This is a genomic window from uncultured Methylobacterium sp., assembly GCF_964244095.1.
Lineage (GTDB): Bacteria > Pseudomonadota > Alphaproteobacteria > Rhizobiales > Beijerinckiaceae > Methylobacterium.
This window is the reverse complement of sequence record NZ_CAXTHR010000061.1, coordinates 1-23,516: the sequence shown is the minus strand read 5'-3', so window position 1 is coordinate 23,516 and position 23,516 is coordinate 1. Positions and strand designations below refer to the sequence as shown.

16 protein-coding genes are annotated in these 23,516 nt (G+C 72.7%); 8 read left to right on the top strand and 8 right to left on the bottom strand.

Annotated features, from left to right (window positions below):
• The 3 genes from ACFE86_RS11475 to ACFE86_RS11465 form a co-directional block, all read right to left on the bottom strand.
• On the bottom strand, window positions 1-2,183 hold a 2,183-nt coding region (locus ACFE86_RS11475), incomplete at its 3' end, for a chemotaxis protein CheA (RefSeq protein ID WP_375455465.1).
• 113 nt (window positions 2,184-2,296) lie between these two features.
• Window positions 2,297-2,947 (bottom strand): hypothetical protein, encoded by a 651-nt coding sequence (locus ACFE86_RS11470; RefSeq protein ID WP_375455464.1) that lies wholly within the window; start codon window positions 2,945-2,947, stop codon window positions 2,297-2,299.
• Window positions 2,944-4,155, bottom strand: coding sequence for an ATPase (locus ACFE86_RS11465; RefSeq protein ID WP_375455463.1), 1,212 nt, complete (start codon window positions 4,153-4,155; stop codon window positions 2,944-2,946). The genes ACFE86_RS11470 and ACFE86_RS11465 overlap by 4 nt, the downstream gene beginning before the upstream one ends.
• A 332-nt stretch (window positions 4,156-4,487) precedes the next feature.
• On the opposite strand from ACFE86_RS11465, the gene ACFE86_RS11460 reads away from it, so the two are divergent.
• A complete protein-coding gene (locus tag ACFE86_RS11460; protein WP_375455462.1) occupies window positions 4,488-6,335 on the top strand; it encodes a cation:proton antiporter in 1,848 nt (615 codons plus the stop codon).
• Window positions 6,336-6,353: 18 nt separating this feature from the next.
• On the opposite strand, the gene ACFE86_RS11455 is transcribed toward ACFE86_RS11460, so the two are convergent.
• Window positions 6,354-6,767: a hypothetical protein gene (locus ACFE86_RS11455; protein ID WP_375455461.1), complete on the bottom strand. Its 414-nt coding sequence runs from the start codon at window positions 6,765-6,767 to the stop codon at window positions 6,354-6,356.
• A gap of 244 nt (window positions 6,768-7,011) precedes the next feature.
• Here ACFE86_RS11455 and ACFE86_RS11450 point away from each other — a divergent pair, with 244 nt between their 5' ends.
• A complete protein-coding gene (locus ACFE86_RS11450; RefSeq protein WP_375455460.1) occupies window positions 7,012-8,187 on the top strand; it encodes a VWA domain-containing protein in 1,176 nt (391 codons plus the stop codon).
• 13 nt (window positions 8,188-8,200) lie between these two features.
• Here ACFE86_RS11450 and ACFE86_RS11445 read toward each other — a convergent pair whose 3' ends face one another.
• Together ACFE86_RS11445 and ACFE86_RS11440 are read right to left on the bottom strand one after the other, a co-directional pair.
• Window positions 8,201-8,521 carry a 2Fe-2S iron-sulfur cluster-binding protein gene (locus ACFE86_RS11445; protein ID WP_375455459.1) on the bottom strand — a complete coding sequence of 107 codons (321 nt, stop codon included), beginning with the start codon at window positions 8,519-8,521 and terminating at the stop codon, window positions 8,201-8,203.
• Between the two features lie 278 nt (window positions 8,522-8,799).
• On the bottom strand, window positions 8,800-9,120 hold the full coding sequence (locus ACFE86_RS11440; protein WP_375455458.1) for an Hpt domain-containing protein: 321 nt from the start codon (window positions 9,118-9,120) through the stop codon (window positions 8,800-8,802).
• A gap of 270 nt (window positions 9,121-9,390) precedes the next feature.
• Here ACFE86_RS11440 and ACFE86_RS11435 point away from each other — a divergent pair, with 270 nt between their 5' ends.
• Entirely contained in the window at window positions 9,391-16,395 is a 7,005-nt protein-coding gene (locus ACFE86_RS11435) for a hypothetical protein (protein WP_375455457.1), read from the top strand.
• A 56-nt stretch (window positions 16,396-16,451) separates the two neighbouring features.
• On the opposite strand, the gene ACFE86_RS11430 is transcribed toward ACFE86_RS11435, so the two are convergent.
• Both ACFE86_RS11430 and ACFE86_RS11425 read right to left on the bottom strand, forming a co-directional pair.
• Window positions 16,452-16,892 (bottom strand): DUF1489 family protein, encoded by a 441-nt coding sequence (locus tag ACFE86_RS11430; RefSeq protein WP_375455456.1) that lies wholly within the window; start codon window positions 16,890-16,892, stop codon window positions 16,452-16,454.
• A 110-nt stretch (window positions 16,893-17,002) separates the two neighbouring features.
• Window positions 17,003-17,998 (bottom strand): hypothetical protein, encoded by a 996-nt coding sequence (locus ACFE86_RS11425; RefSeq protein ID WP_375455455.1) that lies wholly within the window; start codon window positions 17,996-17,998, stop codon window positions 17,003-17,005.
• Between the two features lie 178 nt (window positions 17,999-18,176).
• Between ACFE86_RS11425 and ACFE86_RS11420 the strand changes: the two genes are divergently transcribed.
• The 5 genes from ACFE86_RS11420 to ACFE86_RS11400 all read left to right on the top strand — a co-directional run bounded on the left by ACFE86_RS11420 (window position 18,177) and on the right by ACFE86_RS11400 (window position 23,324).
• A complete protein-coding gene (locus tag ACFE86_RS11420) occupies window positions 18,177-19,412 on the top strand; it encodes an MFS transporter (RefSeq protein ID WP_375455454.1) in 1,236 nt (411 codons plus the stop codon).
• 49 nt (window positions 19,413-19,461) lie between these two features.
• Complete coding sequence (locus ACFE86_RS11415; RefSeq protein WP_375455453.1) at window positions 19,462-20,640, top strand: ABC transporter permease; 1,179 nt, start codon at window positions 19,462-19,464, stop codon at window positions 20,638-20,640.
• A gap of 25 nt (window positions 20,641-20,665) precedes the next feature.
• Complete coding sequence (locus ACFE86_RS11410; protein ID WP_375455452.1) at window positions 20,666-21,475, top strand: ABC transporter ATP-binding protein; 810 nt, start codon at window positions 20,666-20,668, stop codon at window positions 21,473-21,475.
• Window positions 21,476-21,535: 60 nt separating this feature from the next.
• The gene (locus tag ACFE86_RS11405; protein WP_375455451.1) at window positions 21,536-22,618 is read left to right on the top strand and encodes an MlaD family protein; all 1,083 of its coding nucleotides are present in this window, start codon (window positions 21,536-21,538) and stop codon (window positions 22,616-22,618) included.
• 121 nt (window positions 22,619-22,739) lie between these two features.
• Window positions 22,740-23,324 carry an ABC-type transport auxiliary lipoprotein family protein gene (locus ACFE86_RS11400; protein ID WP_375455450.1) on the top strand — a complete coding sequence of 195 codons (585 nt, stop codon included), beginning with the start codon at window positions 22,740-22,742 and terminating at the stop codon, window positions 23,322-23,324.
• The last annotated feature ends 192 nt before the right edge of the window (window positions 23,325-23,516 follow it).

The window sequence follows — 23,516 nt, the reverse complement described above, 5'->3', positions numbered from 1 at the left end:
CGCTCGGCCGCGATCTCGATGTCGAGGCGCTCCTCGACGATGTCGACGATCTCGTCGACGACGAGGCCCATCGCGCGCTCGCCGTCGGAGAACACCACGAGCGCCTGCGTGCCCTCGCTCCGGATCGCGATGCCGTCGTCGGCCGGCACCAGCGGCATCAGCCGGCCGCGGTACTGGATCAGCGGGCGCCCGCCGAGCCATTCGACCTTGCTCGCGTCGATCTCCTCCAGCCGCGTCACGAGCGACAGCGGCACCGCCTTGAAGGTGCCGGCCCCGCCCTTGAACACCAGCAGCGTGGTCTTCGCGGCGTCGGCGTCGGCGGCTTCCGCCTCCGCCTCGACGGGACCGCCCCCTTGCGCGCCCTGGCTGACCTGCCGGGCGACGCCGTTGGGATCGACGATCAGCACCACGGCACCGTCGCCGAGGATCGTGTTGCCGGCAAACAGCGGGATGTGGCGGAGCTTGGACGACATCGGCTTCACGACGATCTCCTCCGTGTGGAAGACCTCGTCGACGAGGATGCCGAAGCGTTGGCGCCCGACCTGCGCCACGACCACGAAGCCGGTCTCGGCCTCCGTCGCGTCGGCGGTGCCCTGGCCGAGCAGCCCGGTCAGCGTTACGATCGGCAGGAGCCGCTCGCGCAGGCGCAGCACCGGCGCGCCGTTGATGCGCTCGATGCGCTGCGGCGCGGTCGCGTCCACCCGCACCAGTTCCAGCACCGCGAGCTGCGGCACCGCGAAACGGCTCGTCCCCGCCCGGACGATGAGCGCCGCGACGATCGCCAGCGTCAGCGGGATCTTGATGGTGAAGGTGGTGCCCACCCCCTTCTGCGTGGCGATGTCGATCACCCCGCCGATGGTCTCGATGTTGGTCTTGACCACGTCCATGCCGACGCCGCGGCCCGAGACCGAGGTGATGGCGGCGGCCGTCGAGAAGCCGGCGTCGAAGATGAACTTCGCCACCTGCGCGTCGGTCATCCGCTCGACCTCGGCCTGCGCGGCGATCCCGCGCTCGACGGCCTTCTTCCGGATCGCGGCCAGATCCAGGCCCTTGCCGTCGTCGGCGATCTCGATCGTGATCGTGCCGCCCTCGTGATAGGCCGAGAGCCGGATCGAGCCGCGCGCCGGCTTGCCCGCCGCGATCCGCTCCTTCGTCGATTCCAAGCCGTGGTCGGCGGAGTTCCGGACCATGTGGGTCAGCGGGTCCTTGATCACTTCGAGGACCTGCCGGTCGAGCTCGGTCTCGGCGCCGAGCATCACCAGGTCGATCTGCTTGCCGAGTTCGCCCGAGAGGTCGCGCACCACCCGCGGCAGCTTCTGCCACGCGTTGCCGATCGGCTGCATGCGCGTCTTCATCACGCCCTCCTGCAGCTCGGCGGTGACGTGGGAGAGGCGCTGCAGCGGGACCTTGTAGCTCGAATCCTCGTGCTTGCGGGCGATCTCGAGGAGCTGGTTGCGGGTCAGCACCAGCTCGGACACCATCGTCATCAGGTGTTCGAGGGTGTCGACGTTCACGCGGATCGTCTGCAGCTTGGCCGGGCCGGCCTCCGCCGCCTCGGCGGGCGCCTCGGCGACGTTCCTGGCGGCGGGCTCCCTGGCGATCTCCTTGGCGACGGTCTCCTTGGCGACCTCCTTGGCGGCGACCTCCTTGGCGACGGGCGCGGGCACCGGCTCCGGGGCCGGCTCCTCTTCGGGGCCGGGCGCGGAGAGGAAGGCGGCCTCCAGGTCGTCGAGGGTGACTTCCCCGGGCTTGAGCTCGCGCATGACCGGGTCGGGCAGCTTCGGCTCGGGCGCGGCGACGGGACTGGGCGTGCCGAGCGACATCCGCTCCAGCGCCTCGATCAGGTCGGCATCCCCGCCCGCCGGCTCGGTGCCGGTGGCTTCGAGGTCGGCGAGGATCAGCTTCAGGCGGTCCAGCGTCGCCAGGATCAGGCTGACGGCGGGGCTCGTGACGGCGAGCCCGTCGCGAAAGCGCCCCATCAGGGTCTCGGCGGCATGCGCCAGCGCCTCCAGGCGCGGCAGGCCGAGGAAGCCGCAGGTGCCCTTGATGGTGTGCACGAGCCGGAAGATGTTCCGCAGGATCGTCTCGTTGTTCGGCTCCTGCTCGAAGCGGACGAGTTCCGTGTCGACGGTGTCGAGGTGCTCGCCGCTCTCGGTCAGGAACTCACGCAGAAGATCATCCATGACAGGTACTCGGGTCACGCCTGCACACACGTCCGTGCCGATGCGACTTTGACCGGGAACCGGTTAGGGAAGCGTTTCCGCGCAACTGTTTTCGGCCGGGGGTCTTCCGGTCGCTACAGCGCCTTCCCGTCGTGCCAGACGCAGTTCGCGGCCAGGATCGCGAGGTTCACATCGGACTTCTGCGGCTGCGGCAGGGTCCTGCCGTCCATCGCGAGGTCGATCTTGATCTCGACCTGGCCCTTGGCCTCGCCCGAGCGGCGGGAGAAGTAGCAGTATTGCTGGTAGGGCTGGTCGGCGCTGTCCTTGAAGTTCCAGCCGGTCACGACCTGGCCGTCGAGGTAGGGCACCTGCTTGAACACCGTGAAGGTGGTGTTGACGAGAGCCTTCGAGGCGGGGGCCGCATCGCTGCCGAGCTGGGCCTTCGTCGGCGTCGGCGTGCCCGCGGCCTTCGGCAGGCCGCCTTCGAGCTTGAGCACGTTGTCGGTGAGCGTGACCTCGCCCTTGGTCTTCAGGGTGACGTCGGAGAGCGCCGCCTGCATCGCGGCGGCGATCTTCGCGGCGGCCGTATCGAACTGGTTCATCGTCGCCCAGCCGTAGGCCGCCGCCCCGACGCCGATGCCGGCGAGCGCGGTGAAGATCCCGGCGCCGGCCGCCCGGAACAGGAAGGCGCGCGCGAAGACGATCCGCGATTCCGCGCGCAGGCGCCCGTTGACCTGCTGCGCCAGCGCGATGTTCTCCGGCGAGCCCTGCGCGACGTAGCTCATGCGCCCGCTCCCGCGCTGGCGGCCGGAAGGTTCGGCTGGTTGGCCGCCGCGATCCCCTGGGCCGGCCGGTTGATCGGGATCACCGCCCCCGTCGCCGCCTCGCGGACGGGCCGCGGCAGGATCGGGTCGAGGTTCTGCTTCAGCGCCTCGGTGATCGATTCGAGCATGTAGGGGGTCGCCTCGGCGTTCACGGCGGCGCCGAGGTCGTCCTCATCCATGAAGGTCCTGCGCACCGAGACCGCGCAGAGCGCGAGGATCGTCGAGGCGAAGGCGGCGCAGAGCGCCGGCACGAACACGAAGATGCGCAGGAATGCGTGCACCTGTTGCTCGGTCACGTCGACGGGATCGACGCCGTAGACCATCGCGGTGAAGGAGTGGAGCTGCGAGCGGTTGACCGCGTTGCGGTACGCCTGCTCGGTGTCGGCGACCTTGCGGTCGGCCGTGCCCCGGTCGAGTTGCGCCCGCGCCTTGCGCGCCTCTTCGAGGTCCTTGGTCAGCACGCCGCGGTCGGCCGACGCCTTGGCGACGCTCGCCGACAGGGTGGCGGTGCGCGGGTCGGTGACGCATTTCAGGTTCTGGTAGCGCACGCCGCGGCTGTTGGTGCCGAACACCTTCTCGCAACGCTGCGCCGGCAGCGCGGAGAGTTGCGCCGCGTTGTCGGCGGCGCGCTTCTCGATCTGGTCGAGCTCGGTCGTGTACTGCGCGACGCGGGCATCGGCCGAACTGATGCGGTTGTCGATGCTGGCGCGGTCCGCCTGCGCGTCCTTCAGCGCCGTCTTGCTCCGCGCCGCGTCCATCAGGCGAGGATGGAACATCATCTCGCCGAGCTGCGAGACCGACTTCGTCGTCACGCCCGCCGCGAACACGATGCCGAGGACCGCGAGCGCGCGGACGAAGTACGAGCGTTGGGTCCGGGCCAGGATGCCGAGCGGCACGCGGCACAGTTCCACAGCGGCGTAGACCAGCGGCGCCAGCAGCATGAAGTAGAACGCGTGGTCGTCGCCGTCGCTGTAGACCGCCGCGAACAGCCATGCGCCCCACAGCGAGGCGCCGATCACCATGAACTCGACGAGGTAGGCGATCGCGACGTAGCCCCACTTGATCCGGTAGCCCTTCGCGACGTGACGCTCCTGGGTCCACCGGTCGGATTCGATCGCCCAGGCGCGGCGCTCGCGCTGGACCTCCCTGCTCGGTGGCATCTTTCGCATGGGGCTCTCTAGGCTCGGACGTCACCCGGCGAAGGGCTGAGCGTAACGCTTCGTTAACGTCTGCCGCTAGGCGGGCATTGTGCCGAATTTGGGCCACGCCGCACTCGTCCACCGGAACCGCGGCCGGGGTGGCGCAAATGTCTCACCCCGCGCCGCGTGCCGCGCGGCACCGCGATCTCCGCGCGGCGGCGATTGCCGGTTGCCCGCGCGGCGGCGGCCTCCCATGATCGTGGCGGCGGCCTGCCATGATCGCGCCGGCGGCCTGCCATGATCGCGCCGGCCCCCGCCCGTTCCGACGACCGCCGCGACGAAGAGGTTCGAACCGACCGCCGATGCCCGACGTCCATGCCGGCTCCTACAAGGAAGCGATCCTGTTCCTCGTCACCGCAGGCGTGGTGGTGCCGCTGTTCCACCGCCTGCGCATCAGCCCGGTGCTCGGCTTCATCGGCGCCGGCGCGCTGCTCGGGCCGTTCGGGCTCGGACGCCTCGCGGACGAAGTCCACTGGGTCTCGCTGTTCACCATCGGCAACCGCACGGAGATCGCGCATCTGGCCGAGTTCGGCGTGATCTTCCTGATGTTCATGATCGGGGTCGAGCTGTCGTGGGAGCGCCTGCGCACCCTGCGCCGCCTCGTGTTCGGCCTCGGCTCGATCCAGGTGATCTGCTCCGCGCTGGTGCTCGGCGCGATCCTGTTCGGCCTGAAGGTGCCGCTGGCCGGCGCCGTCATCGTCGGCATCGCGCTGGCGCTCTCCTCCACAGCGGTGGTGCTGCCGGTTCTGGCCGAGCAGCGCCGCCTCAACACCCCGGCGGGGCGTGCGAGCTTCGCGGTGCTGCTGTTCCAGGATCTCGCGGTCGCGCCCGTCCTGTTCGCGATCGCGGTGTCGGGCCGCAGCGGCGGGGCCGACATCGGCGGCGCGCTGGCGCTGGCGCTGGCGCAGGCCGCGGTCGCCCTGGTGCTGATCGTGGTCGCCGGCCGCCTCGCGCTGCGGCCGCTGTTCCACCTCGTCGCCCGCACCAAGTCGACCGAGCTGTTCATGGCGGCCTGCCTGCTGGTCATCGTCGCGACTGCGCTGACGGCGGCCGCCTCCGGCCTGTCGATGACGCTCGGCGCCTTCGTCGCCGGCCTGTTGCTCGCCGAGACCGAGTACCGCCGGGCGATCGAGGCGACGATCGATCCGTTCAAGGGGCTGCTGCTCGGGGTGTTCTTCGTCTCGGTGGGCATGAACCTCGATCCCGCGCAGTTGCTCGCCGCGCCGGGCGCCATCCTGGGGCTGTCCCTGGCGCTGCTGTTCATCAAGACGGCGATCGTGGTGATGGCGGCCCCCGCGCTGAAGCTGTCGCGCGGCGTCGCCCTGGAGACGGCGCTGCTGCTCGGGCCGGGCGGGGAGTTCGCCTTCGTGCTCATCGGCGGCGCCATGGCCACCGGCCTCGTGCCGGAGGCGGTCGGCGGCGCCGCCCTGATCGTCACCACCGTGACGATGATCATGATCCCGGGGCTCGCCGCCCTCGGCCGGCGGATCGGCCGTCGCGCCGCGAAGCGGCACCTCGGCCGGGTGCGGGCCGAGCCGCCGCCGGACAAGCTCCAGGACCGGGTGATCGTCGCGGGCTTCGGCCGCGTCGGGCGGCAAGTCGGCGAGATGCTGGCCCGCCACGCGATCCCGTACCTTGCCCTGGACGCGGATGCCGGCCGCGTCGCCGAGCAGCGCCGGCTCGGCAACCCGGTCTATTTCGGCGATTCCGCGAACACCGAACTGCTGCGCCGCTGCGACATCGCCACGGCCCGCGCCCTCGTCGTCACCCTCGACAACCCGCGTGCCGTGGAGGCGGTGGTCATGGCAGCGCGCGCCGAGCGGCCGGACCTGACTATCGTGGCGCGCGCCCGGGACGCCAAGCACGCCACCGCCCTCTACGAACTCGGCGTCGACGACGCCGTGCCGGAGACGATCGAGGCCTCGCTCCAGCTCTCGGAAGCCGTGCTGGTCGATGTCGGCGTGCCGATGGGCCTGGTGATCGCCTCGATCCACGCGCGCCGCGACGAGTACCGCGCGATGCTCAGGCGCAAGGAGACCGACACGCGGTCGGTTTTCCGCGCCCGCCGCACGGTCGGCAAGGCGGCGGAGGTGCAAGGGAAGGATGCGTTGGTGAAGGCCGAGCCGGCGACGGTGGTCGAGCGGGCCTGACCGGGCGGGCGCCCGCGATCACGCCGACGGCGTCGCGGCCGCCTCTGCGTCCCACCGCCGCGACCGGTCCGGCGCCCGGCGCTCCCGCGGCGCGGCGCCCTCGGCGAGGCTGCAGCGGTAGACGATCTCGTCGGGCGGTCCGAGGCCCATCGCGAGCGGCACGGTCACGGTGTCGCCGTCGAAGCGCCAGCCGCGGGAGCCCTTGTCCCAGTAGAGCCAGACCGTTCCCGGATGGCCCTGGAGGGCGAAGACCGCAGCCTTGCGCGACAGCGCCTGGACCGTGCGCGGCAGGCACAGGCCCTTGTCCCGATAGGCGGCGCGCGACGCCTCGGGCTGGCGATCCATGAAGGTGTTTCGCACCACCTGGATCGTCGCGCCCGGCTTGGCCAGAAATCGCTTGAACGCGGACAGGTTACGGAGGATGACCGCCATCGCAGACCTCCCGGCTCCGGACATGTGGACTCGCGTCACGCCCGGCTGGACTTGGTACATCCGAGATGTTCGGCTCCCATGATTGTTTATGTGACCGTGCGCGTCGGACAGGACGGGATATCAACAGGAATCGGGGCTTGTACCCAGGAATCACGGCCGTCCGGGGCCGGGGAGCGTCCGGCGGCCCGGCGCCGGAACGATCCCGTCCTTGACCCGGCCCGCCGCCTGAGCGCGTTATCGCGCCATGCTGCTTCAGTTCTTCAGTGCGTTGCGCGAGGCCCGCATCCCCGTCTCGCTGCGCGAGTACCTCGTTCTCCTCGGTGCCCTGGAGCGGGATCTGGCCGACAAGCGCGTCGAGGACTTCTATTTCCTCGCCCGCACCGCGCTGGTGAAGGACGAGGGCAACCTCGACCGCTTCGACCGGGTGTTCGCCACCGTGTTCAAGGGCCTGGAGACGGTCGGCGAGGCGGTGGCGCCCGCAGCGATCCCCGAGGAATGGCTGCGCAGGCTCGCGGAGAAATACCTCACCGACGCCGAGAAGGCGCAGATCACGGCGCTCGGCTGGGACAAGCTGTTCGAGACGCTCAAGGCGCGGCTGGCCGAGCAGACGGAGCGCCATCAGGGCGGCTCGAAATGGATCGGCACCGGCGGCACCTCGCCCTTCGGCGCCTACGGCTACAACCCGGAAGGGGTGCGCATCGGCCAGGACGGCAACCGCAGCTTCCGCGCGGTGAAGGTCTGGGACAAGCGGACGTTCAAGGATCTCGACGACACCGCCGAGCTCGGCACCCGGACGATGCGCCTCGCGCTCCGGCGGCTGCGCCGCTTCGCCCGCACGGGGGCGGCCGACGAACTCGACCTCGACGGCACGATCCGCGCGAGCGCACGGCAGGGCTACCTCGACGTGAAGCTGCGGCCCGAGCGGCGCAACGCCGTGAAGGTGCTGCTGTTCCTCGACGTCGGCGGCTCGATGGACGAGCACGTGGAGCGGGTCGAGCAGCTGTTCTCCGCCGCGCGCTCGGAGTTCAAGCACGTCGCGCATTTCTACTTCCACAACTGCCCCTACGAGGCGGTGTGGACCGAGAACCGCCGCCGGCACGAGGCGGCGACGCCGCTCGCCGACGTGATCCGCACCTACCCGTCGGACTACCGGGTGGTGTTCGTCGGCGACGCTTCGATGAGCCCCTACGAGATCGCCGCGCCCGGCGGCTCGGTGGAGCACTGGAACGCGGAGCCCGGTGCGGCCTCCGTGCAGCGGGTGCTCGGCCACTTCCCGAAGGCGGTGTGGCTCAACCCCGTGCCGGCGACCCATTGGGGCCACACGCAATCGATCGGGATGATGCAGCGACTGTTTTCCGGCCGGATGTTCCCGCTGACGCTGGAGGGCCTCGACGGGGCGATGCGGGCGCTGCTGCGCTGAAGCGCCGGAACGCTCACCCCTGCCGGGCGGGCGTCGTCACGGTCAGCCCGTCGAACTCGGGCTTGATCCGGATCTGGCAGGAGAGCCGCGAGGTCGCCTTCACGTCGGAGGCGAAGTCGAGCATGTCCTGCTCCATGTCCTCGGCGGGCCCCACCGCCGCGGTCCAGTCGTCGGCGACGTAGACGTGGCAGGTGGCGCAGGCGCAGGCGCCGCCGCATTCGGCGTCGATCCCCGGCACGTTGTTGCGCAAAGCCGTCTCCATCACGGTGGCGCCGACGCTGCCCTCGACGGTCCGCGCCGTCCCGGCCTGGTCGACGTAGGTGATCTTGGGCATCCGTCACTCCGGGCTCGTTCAATCGGGCGGGCGTCTGTCCGGCGAGCGCCGCGCCTGATTGGCGGGGCGGGACGCGGATTGCAAGGCGCATTGGAGGCGCATTGCAAGCGTGCGAACGCGCCGCCGGGGATCGCCTGCGCACGCTACCCACGGCGCTGCGGGCTACGCGGCAGCGCGCGAGCCGTTCCCGGATGCCGCGTCCCGATCCGCTTTTGCCGCAGCGTTCGAGCCCGTCTTCGCCCGGTCCGGGCGGCGGCCCCCCATCGCGCGAGGGCGGATCATGGCGATGCGGCGATCTCGGCGAGCGCCGCGGCCACCGCCGGACCTAGCACGGCGACCGCGGCGTCCCCTTCGTCCGCGTGGCGGAGCGCCGTCTCGGCCGCGCCGCAGAGCGCCCAGACCCGTCGCGCTCCGACGGAGGCCGCGGAGCCCTTGAGGGTGTGGGCGAGGTCGGCGCGGTCCTGGGCCGAAAGGGCTGGATCGGACAGCAGGGGCAGGATGCGGCGGCACTGGTCGGCGAACAGGCCGAGGAGCTCACGGGCGAGGTCGCGATCCCCGAAGGTCTGCGCGTCGAGATGCGCGCGGTCGATGGTCTCCATGAGGCATCCTCCCTCCGGCGGCTCCGGGCTGTCCACAGGGCGTCGGCGAGCCCATCGCCAGCGGTTAATCCTTGCGCCATCATGCGATAGCGATCCGTCCCGAACGTCCGGCCGGGCTTGGTAACCATTCCGTTAAGGTTTTTGGGCAGGGGCGCGCGGCTCGGGTATCCGGGCGGCGCGGCGAGGTCTAAACTTACTTGGTAAACGGGTAGTTGTGCCTCCGACCGTGGTTTCGACCGGAGGTTGAGAGGCGGCGTAACGAGGCGTTGCATGGCCACCGAGAAGAAGCTGAAGGACCCGGCCGAGGCGGCGCTCTCTGCGATCGAGCAGGCGCTGAACCTCGACGTCCCGACGCCCGAGGCCGGCGCGCGCGCCGAGCCGCGCCTGCCCGACGTCGGCGACGGCGACCCGCTCCAGGAACCCTCCGGCCGCCTGAACCCGCCGCGCCTCGACCTCGACCCCCCGCTCGTCTCCGACGTGCCGCCGCCCGGCCGCGAGCGCCCGCAGCGCGAGGGCGGCCTGCTGCCGCCCGACCGCTCGCTCGTGGCCAACGACGACCGGCGCAACATCGGCATCCTGCAGCAGACCCTGCGCGTCCGTCCGGCGCGGACCCCTTACGTCCTCGCGGCGCTCGCCGCACTCCTCTGGGTCGGCGGCTTGGCGCTGCTCGCCTGGAACCAGTCCGGCGGCGACCTGAAGGGGTTCCTCGCCGGCCTCACCGCGCTCCAGGCGACGGTGGGCGCGGCCGCGCTCGCCGGGCCGGTGGTGCTGTTCCTGATCACCGGCATGCTGGCGGTGCGCGCGCAGGAGATGCGGCTGGTGGCCCGCGCCGTCGGCGAGGTCGCGATCCGGCTGGCCGAGCCCGAGAGCTTCTCCACCGACGCGGTCCTCACCATGTCGCAGACCGTGCGCCGCGAGGTCGCCGCGGTCGGCGACGGCGTCGAGCGGGCGCTGGCGCGGGCCGGAGAACTCGAGACCCTGGTCAGGGGCGAGATCGCCACCCTGGAGCGGGCCTATTCCGACAACGAGATCCGCATCCGCTCGCTGGTCGACGAACTGGTCGCGCAGCGGGAATCCATCGTCGCCAACGCCGAGCGGGTGCGCGGCGCGATCACCGGATCGCACCAGAGCCTGACGCAGGAGCTGGAGGGCGCGGCCGAGCGCATCGTCACGGCGATGACCGGCGCGGGCGAGCGCGTCACCGGCGCCCTCGACGCGCGCGGCCAGTCCATCACCGCGTCGCTCGGCGAGGCGGGCGAGCGCGTCGTCGGCGTGATGACGGACCGCGGCGACGCGCTAATCGCGCGGCTCACCGCCACGAGCGATGGCGTGCGCGGCAGCCTCGGCGCGGTCGGCGACGCGCTCGCCCACGCCTTCGAGACCCGCGCCGCCGACGTGACCCGCGTGTTCGAGACCACCGGCGGCGCGCTCACCGACCGGCTCGGCGAGAATGCCGGGCAGGTGGCCCGCACCCTCGCGGAGACCGGCGCCGAGGTGATCGCGGCGCTGGACCGCCAGGGCAGCACCGTCCGCGAGAGCTTCGAACGCTCCGCCGGCACCCTGGAGACCACCTTCCTCGCCCGCGGCAACGCGTTGACCGAGCGGTTCAGCCACACCGGCGGCGAGATCACCGCGCGCTTTGCCGAGACCGGCGATGCGCTGCGCGCCCATTTCGCCGCGACCGGCACCGCGCTGTCGGACGACATCGCCGGCCGCGGCGCGACGCTCCGCACCGAGATCGAGACCGCCGGCAACGGCGTCGCCGAAACGATCGAGGCGCGCGGGCGCGACGCCCAGGCCGGGCTGGCGCTCGCCGCAGCCGGCATCATCGAGAGCTTCGCGAGCCGGGCGGGCACCGTGCGCGACGACCTCGTCGGCACCGCCGAGCGCATCGCCGAGACGGTGACCGCCGGCGGAGCCGGCGTCGCCGACCGCATCGACGCGATCGCCGGCCGCCTGTACGAGACCATCACCGTCCACGGCGGCGACCTGACGACGCGTCTCGATGCGGCCGGCGCGCGCGCCGGCAGCCTCGTCGCCGAGCGATCGCAGGAGGCGGCCTCCACCCTGGAATCCGCCTTCGCGACCCTCGGCACCACCTTCGAGGCCGGCGCCGCCGGTGCGGCAGGGGCGCTGCGCGGCACCGTCGAGGCCCTGGCCGCCGAGATCGCCGCCCGCACCGGCGAGGCGGTCGACAGCTTCCGCCGATCGGCGGAGGAGACCACCGTCTCCGTCGGCGCGAGCAGCGCCGAGGCCGCGCAGGCGATGCGCCGCTCGGCCGCCGGCGCCACCGGCGAACTGGAGGCCCGCACCATCGAGGCGGTGCAGATCTTCGAGCGTCGTCTGGCCGACACGGCGGCCGACCTCGCCGCCCGCACCGCCGAGGCCGCCGAGGCGATCGGCCTCGCCGCGACGGCCGCCCGCGGCGCGACCGTGCAGCAGACCACCGAGATGGCCGCCCGGATCGCCCAGTCGATGGAGGCCCTGCGCGACGCCTCGGGCGAAGTGACGGGTGCCGTCGAGACGCACATGACCGGCCTGCTCGACCGAATCCGCGCGGCGTCCGAAGAGACCGGCGGCCAGCTCGGCGGCCGGGCGGAGGCGGCGATCACGGCGCTGCGCGGCGCCATGACCGCACTCGACCAGGAATTCTCCGCCCGCACCGGCGAGCATGCCGGCGCGCTCGCCCGCGCCGCCGAGCGGATCGGCGGGGAACTCGCGGGGCGGATGCGCGAGATCGAGGCCGCCTTCGGCGACCACGGCCGCGGCGTCGCCGACCTGCTCGCGAGCCACGCCGAGGAGACCCACGCGCGGATCGCCGGCACCGGGCGCGACATCGTGCTGGCCGTCGCGACCCAGGGCGCGCGCGTCGCCGACGCCCTGCACCAGACCGGTGCGAGCTTCGGCGAGACCGCCGACGGGCGCGTCAAGGCGATCGACGAGACCCTTGGCAACCGGCTGGCCGCCCTGCAGGACATCATCGCCCGCGGCGACATCCTCGCCGACCGGATTTCCCGCGATACCACGGCGCTCGGCGAGACCGTCGGCGGCCGGCTCGCGGAGATGGACCGGATCATCACCGTCCAGGGCCAGGCGGTGGCCGAATCCATCACGCAGCGCACCCGCGACGCGCAGGCGGCGGTCGAGGCTCATCTCGGCGCGTTGGAGGAGAGCTCGGCCCGGCGCTCGACCGAGATCGGCGAGACCTTCGCCAACCTCGTCAGCCACGTCGACGGGCATCTCGGCGCCCGCGCCACGGCCTTGAACGAGGCCCTGATCGGCCGCACCGGCGAGATGGCGCGGATCATGGCCGAGGGAGGACGCGACCTCGTCCAGGCGCTCGACAGCCGCGCCGAGGGCATGGCGCGGGAGATCGCCGCCCGCGCGGACACCCTCGGCGACGTCCTCGCCTCACGCAGCGACGAGATCGGCGCGCGCATCGAGCGGCAGACCACGGAGATCGCCCGCCGCCTCGACGAGGGCGCCGGCCGCTTCGACACCGGCGTGCTCGGCCGCCTCGAAGCGATCGGAAACGCGCTGGAGGAGCGCAGCCGCCTGGTCGACGAGCGGTTCGGCGCCCAGGCCATCGAGGCGATCCGCCTGATCGAGACCCGCACCCGCGCGATCGACGCGGAGCTCGGCAGCCGCACCCGCGAGCTGATCGAGACCATCGAGGCCCGCACCGGCGGCCTCGACGCGGCGATGGCCGCGCGCGTCGCCGACCTGACCGGCGCGATCGAGGCGCGCACCGGCGGCATCGACGCCGCGCTCGCCGGCCGCGTCCAGGAACTCGTGGCCCTCATCGAGGAGCGCGCGAACGGCGCCGACGCGGCGCTCGCCGCCCAGACCGAGGCCGTGCGCCGCGCCTTCGCCGAACGCTCGGACCTGCTCGGCCACCTCATCGACGAGCGCACCGCCGCGATGTCGACGGAACTCGACGAGAAGGGCCGCATGGTGTTCGGCGCGATCGGCGGCCGCATCACCGAACTCGCCCGCCTGTTCGACCGCGGCGGCACCTCGCTCGGCGAAGTGATCGACCGGCGCGGCGAGAGCGTTCTGGCCAAGCTCCAGCAGACCATCGCCGATGCCGAGCGCATGCTCGGCGACGGCGAGGGCCGCCTCGAGCAGACGCTCGCGTCGCGCACCTCCGACATCAGCGGCCTGCTCGACGAGGGCGTGCGCACCGTCCACGACCTGCTCGACGACCGCACCAGCCAGATCCGCGTGCTGCTGGACGAGCACGCCACCACCCTGTCGTCGAGCCTCGACGGGCGCATGGGCCCGCTCCACGAGGCGCTCGACAGCCGCGGCCGCGAACTGGTCGAGACCATCGCGACGACGCTCGGCGACGCCACCGGTGCGCTCGACGACCGCACCCGCTCGCTCAGTGGCCTGTTCGACGAGCGGCTGCAGGCGCTGGAGACCCTGATCGATGGCCGCGGCGCGCAGTTCGCCAAGACCGTCGAGGCCCGCACCCAGATGCTGCGCGCCCTGTTCGAGCAGGCGCATGCCGCGCTCGATGCCGTCGTGCAGGGCCGCGGCGACCATCTCGCCGAGACCGTGGATGCCCGCGTCCGCGCGCTCCGCGCGGTGTTCGACGAGGCGCCGGCGGCGCTCGCGACGCTGGTCGAGGCCCGCGAACGCCGACTGACCGAGGCGCTGGACGACCGCACGGACGCGTTGCGCACCGCCTTCGCGGACGCGCAGGCCGCCCTCGGCGACCTTGTCGAGACGGGCGGGCGGCAGCTCGCGGAGACGGTCGATACCCGCACGCGGACCCTGCGCGGCGTGTTCGAGACGGCCGGCGGCACCATCGCGGGCCTGCTCGAAGGCCGGACCACGGCGCTCACCGGCGACGTCGAGGCCCGCACCCGCGCGCTCACCGAGGCGTTCGACGGCCGGATGGCCGAACTCGCGCACCTCGTGCAGGACAGGACCGAAGCGTTCGCGCGGACCGTCGAGGCGCAGGGCACGGCGCTGACGCAGAGCGTCGACGGGCGCAGCGAGGCGTTCACCCAGCGCATCGACAGCCGGATGAAGACCTTCGCCACCCTGGTCGCGATGCGTGGCGACGCGCTGGCCACCGCCTTCGACGACCGCCACGACGCCTTCGCCGGCCTGGTCGACGAACGCATGGCCTCCCTCGTGTCGGCGCTGGATGAGCGCGCCCGCAGCCATGCCGCGCTCGCCGACGCCCACACCGCGGCGCTCGGCGCGGTCCTCGACGAGCGCAACGCCGCGCTCGCCGCCCTCCTCGACGAGCGGTCCGAGGCGATGTCCACGGGCTTCGAGCGGCGGGCGAGCGCGCTCGGAACCCTGGTCGACTCCCGCGGCGAGGCGCTGGCCCGGCGGCTCGCCGAGAGCGCCGAGGCGATCGTGCGCGCCATCGAGGAGCGTGGGGGCGTCCTCGTCGCGCGCGTCGACGGCAGCGGCCGCGTGGTCGCGGATGCGATGGAGGGCCATGTCGAGCGCCTCCGCGCCGTCATCGACGGGCCGGCGCTCCAGCTCGCCGACGCGTTGGGCGAGCGCGGCCAGGCGATCGAGCGGGCACTCGCCGAGGCCGGCGAGCCCCTGGTCGATGCGCTGCGCGAGCGCACCGCGGCGCTGGCGGTCCAGGCCCGCGAATCGGCGGAGGCGCTGCGCGCGGCGGTCGAGGACGGCGCGGCCCGCTCCATCGCCGGCCTGTCCGAGACCAACGACCGCCTGCGTCGCGACCTCACGGGCGTGCTCGGCCGCATCGACGGCGCGAACGCGGCCCTGAAGGACCTCGTGGCGGGCGCGGGCACCGATCTCGGTGCGATCGAGGAGGGCTTGGCGGGCCGCGTCGACCAGATCCGGGCGGCGCTTCAAGAGATCGCGACGCAGACCGGGACCGCGAGCGCGGGCGTCTCGGCCGAGGTCGCGGCGCTGCGGGCCGTCGCCGAAGGCGCCGTGCGCGAGGCCACCGGGCTCGCCGAGGCCCTCGACGGACGTGGCCGGGCGCTTGCCGAGCAGTCCCGCACCCACGTCGCCGAGCTCGACCGGGCCGCGGACTCGCTGGCGGGCATCGAGGGCCGGCTGGCCGCGAGCCTGTCGGGCCGCGAGGGCGCGGTCGAGGCGGCCCTGGCCGGCGTCGAGGAACGCTCCGCCGCCCTGGAAAGCCGGACGGCGGCCTTCGCGGAGGCCATCGAGCGCGCGTTGCGCGGCGCGGAGGAACGCGCCCGCAGCATCGGCCAGGACCTGACGCGGTCGGCGGAGAGCGCCGGCACCCGGGTCGCCGACGCCTTCGAGGGCCTGCGCAAAGGTGCCGGCGCCGAGGGCGAGAAGACCACGGAAGCCGTGCGCGCGACCATCGCCGCCGCCTCCGCCGAGATGCGCACGGTGTTCGAAGAGGCGCAGGCGCGCTTCGGCGAGTCGGTCGCCGGCATGCGTGCGATGGCCGGCGCGATCCAGACCGAGCTCGACGCCACCCGCGCCGACCTCGCCCGCGGCGTGCTGGAAATCCCGCAGGAGACCCGGGACGCCACGGGAGAGATGCGCCGCGTCGTCTCGGAGCAGATCACGGCGCTGAACGAACTCTCCGCCCTGGTCACCCGCTCGAACCGCGCAGTCGACGTGGTGCAGCCGCAGGCGGCCGGGCAGCGCCGCACGGCGGAAGCGGGGGGACGCGACGCTTCGGCCGCACGCGCGGCGCCGGCTCCGACGCCCGCGCCCGCTGCGATGACGCCCCCGGCGCCGACCTCGGCCGCACGGCCGGCGGCGACGGCCCGTGCCGAGGCTCCGGTCCCACGTCCCGCGACGCCCGCTCGGCCGTCCACGCCACCGGGCTCCGGCGACAAGCGCGGCTGGCTGTCGGATCTGCTCACCCGCGCCTCCCTCGATGAGGAGGACGAGGCCGCGCCCGTGCCGAGCCCGGCACCCGCGCCGTCGAAGGCCGCCGTCGAGACCGGCCGGATCGCGCTGGAGACCATCTCGACCGACATCGCGCGGATGATCGACCACCGCACGGCCGTCGATCTGTGGGACCGCTACCGCCGCGGCGAGCCGGACCTGTTCGATCCGCGGATCTACACGGCGCAGGGCAAGCTGGCCTTCGCCGAGATCCAGCGCCGCTACCGCGCCGACGCCGAGTTCCGCCGCACCGTCGACCGCTACGTCGGCGAGTTCGAGCGGCTGCTCGGCGACGTGGCCCGGAACGACCGCGACGCGACCCGCGCCGACGCCTACCTCACCTCCGAGACCGGCAAGGTCTACACCATGCTCGCCCACGCGAGCGGCCGCTTCGACGGCGCCTGAGCCGCGAGGGCCGAACGGGACCCCCCGCTAACCCGGATGCGCTCCGGGCGGCAGCGTTAGAGAAGGCCGAGCCCCACAAGTTCGCGGCGGAGCGCCTCGGGCATCGCGGCGAGGTCGCCCGCGGCGTCGTGGTCCAGGTCGCGCGGGGCGTCGCGCTGCGTCAGGTAGCGCCAGCCCTGGAACGGCCGGCACGGGCGCGGCGCGACGGCGACGATCGCCGGGTCGAGGACGAGGCGGCAGCGAATGATGCCGTCCTGGCCGGTGACAGGGCCGATCGCGGCAATCGTCTGCCGGCAGGACAGCGTGCCCTTGATCACCCAGTAGATCGAGCCGCGCCCGGAGATCTCGCGGCGGCGCTTCGGCATCATCCGCGTGGTGTGGGACGGGGCGGGGTCGAGGCCCTGGCGCAACGCCTCGTCCCGGAGCCGGGCTTGGCGCGCCGCGAGTTCCTCGATCGAGGCCGGGCCGACGCAGAGCTTGAGCAGGTGCAGGGCCACGAGGTCGTCGGTCTTCCGCGCGAGGGAGCGATGTGCAGATCCCGTAACGCGGGAGGATTGCGGCGAACGCGCGGCCCCCGCCCCCGCCCGTCGCGTCCGGAGCCAGCCGGTCAGCAGAACAAGGCGAGCTTCGCTTCGACGCTGAGGGCATCGATCTCCGCGACGCTCCAAGCCTTCTCCATCGGCAGCGGCTCGGCTCCGGGCCGGGCGACCGGAAGCGCGACCTGCGGCGTCGGCGTGTCGAAGGCGGCATCCCCTTCGCGGGACACCTCCGCCTCGAAGGCGTCGGCCCATTCCGGCGCGATGCTGGAAACGGGCGGCTCGGGTTCCTCGATCGCCGGCAGGAAGACGATGTCGTCGTGCAGCGGAACCGCGCCGGGCTCGATCGCGCGGAGCGCGGCGCTCGTCGCGGAGACGACCTCGGGCGCGGCCATGTCGATGTAGCGGTCGACGTCGCTCTGGCAGAGGTCGTCGGGCTGCGCTTCCCCGGCGGAGCGGCCGGGCGCCGGGGGGACGCGCATGTCGGCGTCGCCCCAGATCGCCATCATCGCGAACAGGCGTTCCTCAAGATAGCGCAGCGTATGCACGATCCGGCCGGTACGCTGGGCGGTGAGGTCCTGGAACGAGCAGGCCGTGTAGATCTGGGTCGCATGCCGGTCGAGCGTGTCGCACAGGTCTGCGTCGACGCCGCGCTCGCGCAGGGTCCAGGCGCTCTCCTGCATCTGCTCGGCGGCGGCGAGGATGTCCGTGGTGGCCCCCTCGGTCGCCCGGACGATGGCGTCGAGCGCCTCCGAGGCGATGCTGAGGCGGGTCTGGTCATGGTCGATGTCGGTGATCGCCGCGATCTCCGCCTTGGTCCGGCTGATCGCGGTCGCCATGTCCTTGAAGTCGCCGCGGAAGTACCCGACACCCTCCGGGCCGTGCCCTTCGATGACCGCGCGCTCCAGCCGCGCCATCGCACCGAGCAGCACGTCGGCGTCGGCGCCGCGGGTGCGGCGGGCGTGCTCGGCGAGGAACCAGCGCCCGCGGGCGCTGCCGCTCATGGTCGTTTCGATGGCCTCGTACTCGGTCGGCGCGAAGGCCGCCAGCGAGCGGGAACCGGACATGGCAGGCGTCCTTGAGGGTGGCGGCCTCGCACGGACGGGAAGCCCGGACCCTGCGCACGATCAACGAGGGCGCAATTTGACAGGCGCGGTTTAACGCCCGCTTTACGGTGCGCGCCCGGCCGCCCGCGTCGATCGCCCCTTTGCCCGCCCCCTCTTGCCCATCCCTTCGGTCGTCCTCTTGCCCGCCGCCCCACTCCCCGAGCCCAGCCGCTTCCGCCTGTCGCTGCTCTACGCGGTGGTGTTCGTCGAGATCGGCATCGCGATGCCGTTCATGCCGGTCTGGCTCGCCGCGCTCGGCCTCGACGCCTCGGTGATCGGGCTGCTGCTGGCGCTGCCGATCGCGACCCGGATCGTGGCCACCGCGCCGCTGATGAGCCTGATCGACCGGGGCGTCGGCGCCCGCGCGCTGCTGCTCGCGGGAAGCCTCGCGCTGGCGGCGACCTACGCGCTGATGCCGGCGGGTGCCGGGATCGGCTGGCCGGCGCTGGCGGTGCTCGTCCTCCTGAACGCGGCGGCCGGCGCGCCCCTGGTGCCGAGCATCGACTACCTGACGCTGGCGGCCGTGCGCCGGCGGCGGCAACTCGACTACGCCCGAATCCGGATGTCCGGCTCGGTGGCGTTCCTCGCCGCCAACCTCGCGGGCGGCGCGCTCCTGACGGCGCTGGGCGAGAGCCTGGCGGTGCCGGTGCTGCTGACCGGCCTCGCGCTGATCGCGAGCGGCGTCGCGTTCACGAGCCGCTCGGTCGCGGCGATCGCGCCCGAGCATGCCGGCGGCCCGCGCCCGAAGCTGGCGATGCGGCTGGTCCTGTGCATCGCCGCCGCCGCCGCGATCCAGGCGAGCCACGCGGCGATCTACGCCTTCGGCAGCATCCACTGGACGGCGCACGGGTTTTCCACCGCGACGGTCGGCGCGCTCTGGGGCGTGGGGGTCGTCGCCGAGATCGTGCTGTTCGCGCTCGCGGCGCGCCTGCCGGCGGCCTGGCGGACGCCGTTCCGGTATCTCGCGCTCGGCGGCGGGGCGGCGCTCGTGCGCGCGCTCGGCATGTACGGCCTCGGCGACAGCCTGCCGACCCTGGTCGGGCTCCAGGCCCTGCACGGGCTGAGCTTCGGCGCAACGCAGCTCGGCGCGATGGCCGCGCTGTCGGCCTTCGCGCCCGACGGCGCCCGCGGCCGGGCGCAGGGGACGCTCAGCGCGGCCAACGCCACGGCGGCGGCCGGCGCGACGCTTCTCAGCGGGTTCGCCTACCGCACTGGTGGGCCGCTCGCCTTCCTGCTGATGGCGCCGCTGGCGCTCGCCGGCCTCGGCCTGACGGCGGCGGCACGCGCGAGGGACGCGCGGCAGACCCTTGCTTGCGGCACCGACACCACGGAGGCCGAGGGTCCGCCGCGGCACGATACGGACCGTCAACCCTAATCTGGACATATCCGCAGGGCAGACCGGCGGCGATGCGGGGCCGGCGACGATGAGGGAGACGGGCTTCGTGCGGGCCGAGGGCGTCACGGCGACACATCCGAGCGAGCGGCAGCCCGCCGGCGCGACCATCGCGCCGGGCGACGGCCGCGTCGCGCTCGACGGCCGCTGGACCGCCGACCAGGGCACCGCCGTGGAAGCCGCGGCCGCGCGCATCGCGGCGGAGGCCGCCGTGCGGCCGGTCGTCGTCGATCTCGCCGGACTCGCGCGCCTCGACACGCTGGGCGCCTGGGTGCTGGAGCGGACCCGCGCCGAGATCGAGGCAGCGGGCGGCGGGCTCAGCTATGCCGGCGCGCGCGCCGAGCACCGCATCCTGCTCGGCGAGATGACCCTGCGCGAGCCCGAGCCCGTGGCGGCACGGCGCGAAACCCGCGTCTTCGCGATGCTCGACGGCCTCGGCCGCCGGGTGGTGGGCGGCGGGCACGACCTCGTCACCGGGCTGGCCTTCCTCGGCGAGGTCATCGCCGCCTGCCTGCGGGTCGCCGCGCGGCCCTCGACCTTCCGCGGCCGGGCCTTCGTCAACCAGATCGAGCAGGTGGCCTTGCGCGGCGTGCCGATCATCGTCCTGATCTCGTTCCTCGTCGGCGGCATCGTCGCGCAGCAGGGCATTTTCCAGCTTCAGCGATTCGGGGCGGCGGCCTTCGTCGTCAACCTGATCGGCCTCCTGATCCTGCGCGAACTCGGCGTGCTGCTCACCTCGATCATGGTGGCCGGCCGCTCTGGCTCGGCGTTCACCGCCGAGATCGGCTCGATGCGGATGCGCGAGGAGGTCGATGCGCTGCGCGTCATGGGCCTCGACCCGATCGAGATCCTGATCGTGCCGCGCATCCTCGCCCTGGTGGTCGGCCTGCCGATGCTGACGCTGATCGCCGCGCTCGCGGCGCTCTCGGGCGGCGGCCTCACCGCGATGGCCTATGGCGGTCTCACCCCGGAGCAGTTCCTCGCTCGCCTCCAGACGGCGGTCGGCGTCCACCACGTCCTCGTCGGGCTGATCAAGGCGCCGTTCATGGCGCTGATCATCGGCATCATCGCGACGATCGAGGGGTTCGCCGTGGAGGGCTCGGCGGAATCGCTCGGGCGCCACGTCACCGCCTCAGTCGTCAAGTCCATCTTCATGGTGATCGTCCTCGATGGCTTGTTCGCGGTGTTCTTCGCAGCCATCGATTTCTGACGCCCCCGTGCGCGACACCCATCCCATGCCCGAACCGACCGGCCCCGAGGCGATCATCCGCGTGCGCGACCTCGTCGTGGGGTTCGGCGACCGCACGGTGCTGAAGGGCCTCGACCTCGACATCCGCCGCGGCGAGATCCTCGGGTTCGTCGGCCCGTCCGGCCAGGGGAAGTCGGTGCTCACCCGCACGATCCTCGGCCTCGTCGCGAAGCGGTCCGGCACCATCGCGGTGTTCGGCCAGGACATGGACGGTCTCACCATCGCCGAGCGCCGCCGGGTCGAGCAGCGTTGGGGCGTGCTGTTCCAGCAAGGCGCGCTGTTCTCGGCGCTGAGCGTGAAGCAGAACATCCAGATGCCGATGCGCGAGCACCTGAACCTGTCCGAGCGCCTGCTCGACGAGTTCGCGCGCCTGAAGATCGAGATGGTCGGCCTGAAGCCGGATGCCGCCGACAAGCTGCCCTCGGAGTTGTCGGGCGGGATGATCAAGCGCGCCGCGCTCGCGCGCTCGCTGGCGCTCGACCCCGAGATCCTGTTCCTCGACGAGCCGACCTCCGGCCTCGACCCGATCGGCGCCGGCGCGTTCGACGAGCTGGTGGCGACCCTGAAGCAGACGTTGGGGCTCACCGTCTTCATGGTGACGCACGACCTCGACAGCCTCTACACCGCCTGCGACCGCATCGCGGCGCTCGGCGACGGCCAGATCATCGCCGCCGGCACCATCGACGAGATGCTGGCCCACGACCATCCGTGGTTGCGCGCGTACTTCCACGGCAAGCGCGCCCGCGCGATCGTCCCGGCCGGGCCCGCACGGGTGGGAGGGCTCGCCCATGCGTGACCGGACGCGTGCGGCCGCGCACCGCGCGAACGCGCCAGCTTGGCGGAAAGCCTGAACCGCATGGAGACCCGCGCGAACTTCGCCCTCATCGGCGCCTTCACCCTCGGGGTGATCCTGGTCGGCTTCGGCTTCGTGCTGTGGCTGTCCGGCGGGTCGTCGCGGCAGGTCAGCCAGGGCGTGCGCATCGTGTTCTCGGGCAGCGTCGGCGGCCTGTCGCGCGGATCGAGCGTCACGTTCAACGGCATCAAGGTCGGCGAGGTCACCGACGTCCACCTGCTGCCGCAGGACCCGCGGCGCGTCATCGCCGAGATCAAGGTCGCGCCGACGACGCCGCTGCGCGCCGACACCCGCGCCCGCCTCGATTCGGCGATGCTCACCGGCGTCTCGGTGATCGCGCTGAGCGGCGGCAACGCCGATGCGCCGGCGCTGGCGCCCGGCTCCGACGGCGCGATGCCGACGATCTTCGCCGACGCGTCCGACATCCAGGACATGATGGCCGCCGCGCGCCAGATCGCGCAGCGGGCCGACGACGTGCTCCAGCGCCTCGACAAGGTCGTGGCCGGCAACGAGGGCGCGATCAACCGCACGCTCGCCAACGTCGAGAGCTTCTCCAGGACGCTGGCCGAGGCGGGCCCCGCCGTGTCGAGCCTCGTGAAGGCGGTGGACGGGGCCAAGCTCAACCGCGTGATCGACAACGCCGACCGCTTCTCCGGCGCGCTCGCGACCGCGAGCCCCGACATCGAGGCCGGCCTGCACGACGCCCGCACGCTGGCGGCCAAGCTCAACGCCTCGGCCGACCGCATCGACGCGGTCCTGAAGGGCGCCCAGGGCTTCCTCGGCTCGGCCTCCGGCGAGGCCGGGACCAGCGCCTTCGGCGAGATCAAGGAGGCGGCGATGTCGGTGCGTGATGCCGGCAAGGCCTTCCGCACCATGTCGGAGAACCTCGACAAGCGCACAGCCGGCATCGCCACGAGCTTCAACCGCCTGAGCGGGAGCGGCCGGCGCGAGGTCGAGGCGTTGTCGACGGACGGACAGCGGACGCTCGGCACCCTCAACCGGACGGTGCGGAACCTGGAGCGCGACCCCTCGCAGGTGATCTTCGGCGGCAAGCCGTCGTTGCCGGAATACAACGGTGGCCGCTGAAGCTGTCGCTCGTCGGGTCGATGCGTCCCGGCGCACGGCATCCTTCATGCGGTCTCGTCGTTTGCACCACACAGTTTCATCCGTCTGCGCCCACGCGGCCGGGGACGCTCGGACCTTGCGTATGAACCGTCCCTTCCTCCGCTTCTCGCTCGCGGTCATCCTGCTCGCGCCCGCCGTCGGTGGATGCGGGGGCGCTGCGCCGCTGACCTTCGACTTGATGGCGCTGCCGGCCGCCGGCCGCACCGCGACGACGGCCCGCGCGATCGTGGTCACCGAGCCCATCGGCATCCAGCCGTTCGAGGCCGACCGCATCATCGTGCGCGAGCCCGGCGGCGGCCTGTCGTTCCTCGGCGGCGGGCAGTGGGCCGACCGGCTGCCGCGGCTGATCCAGACCCGGATGATCCAGAGCCTGGAGAATGCCGGGCGCCTGCGCTCGGTCTCCCGCCCCGGCGACAAGATCGTTTCCGACTACCAGCTCATCTCCGAGATCCGCGCCTTCGACATCGCGGCCGGCTCCGGCGAGGCGGTGGTCGACCTCTCCGCCAAGCTGATCGCGGAAGGGACCGGAAAGGTCGCCGCGGCTCGGATCTTCACCGCGCGGGTGCCGGTCACGAAGGTCGATGCCGCGACCGGCGCCCGCGCGCTCGATCAGGCACTGGGCACCGTGCTCGCCGACATGGTGGGGTGGGTGAACGCCGGGCGGTGATGCCCGGGACGCCGGGCGGTGTCCCGGTCTGAAGGGCGTGGCGGGGAGCCTTGGGTCCCCGACCTCTCCGGGGCGTTCATCGGTTCGATCCGATCCGGCTTTTCCGGGTCGCCCGCTCCCGATACCGGCATCTCCCGCTAGTGTCCTGAATCAGAGGTTCGTCGTATAATTTCTGTTGGTTTTCGACGGAGA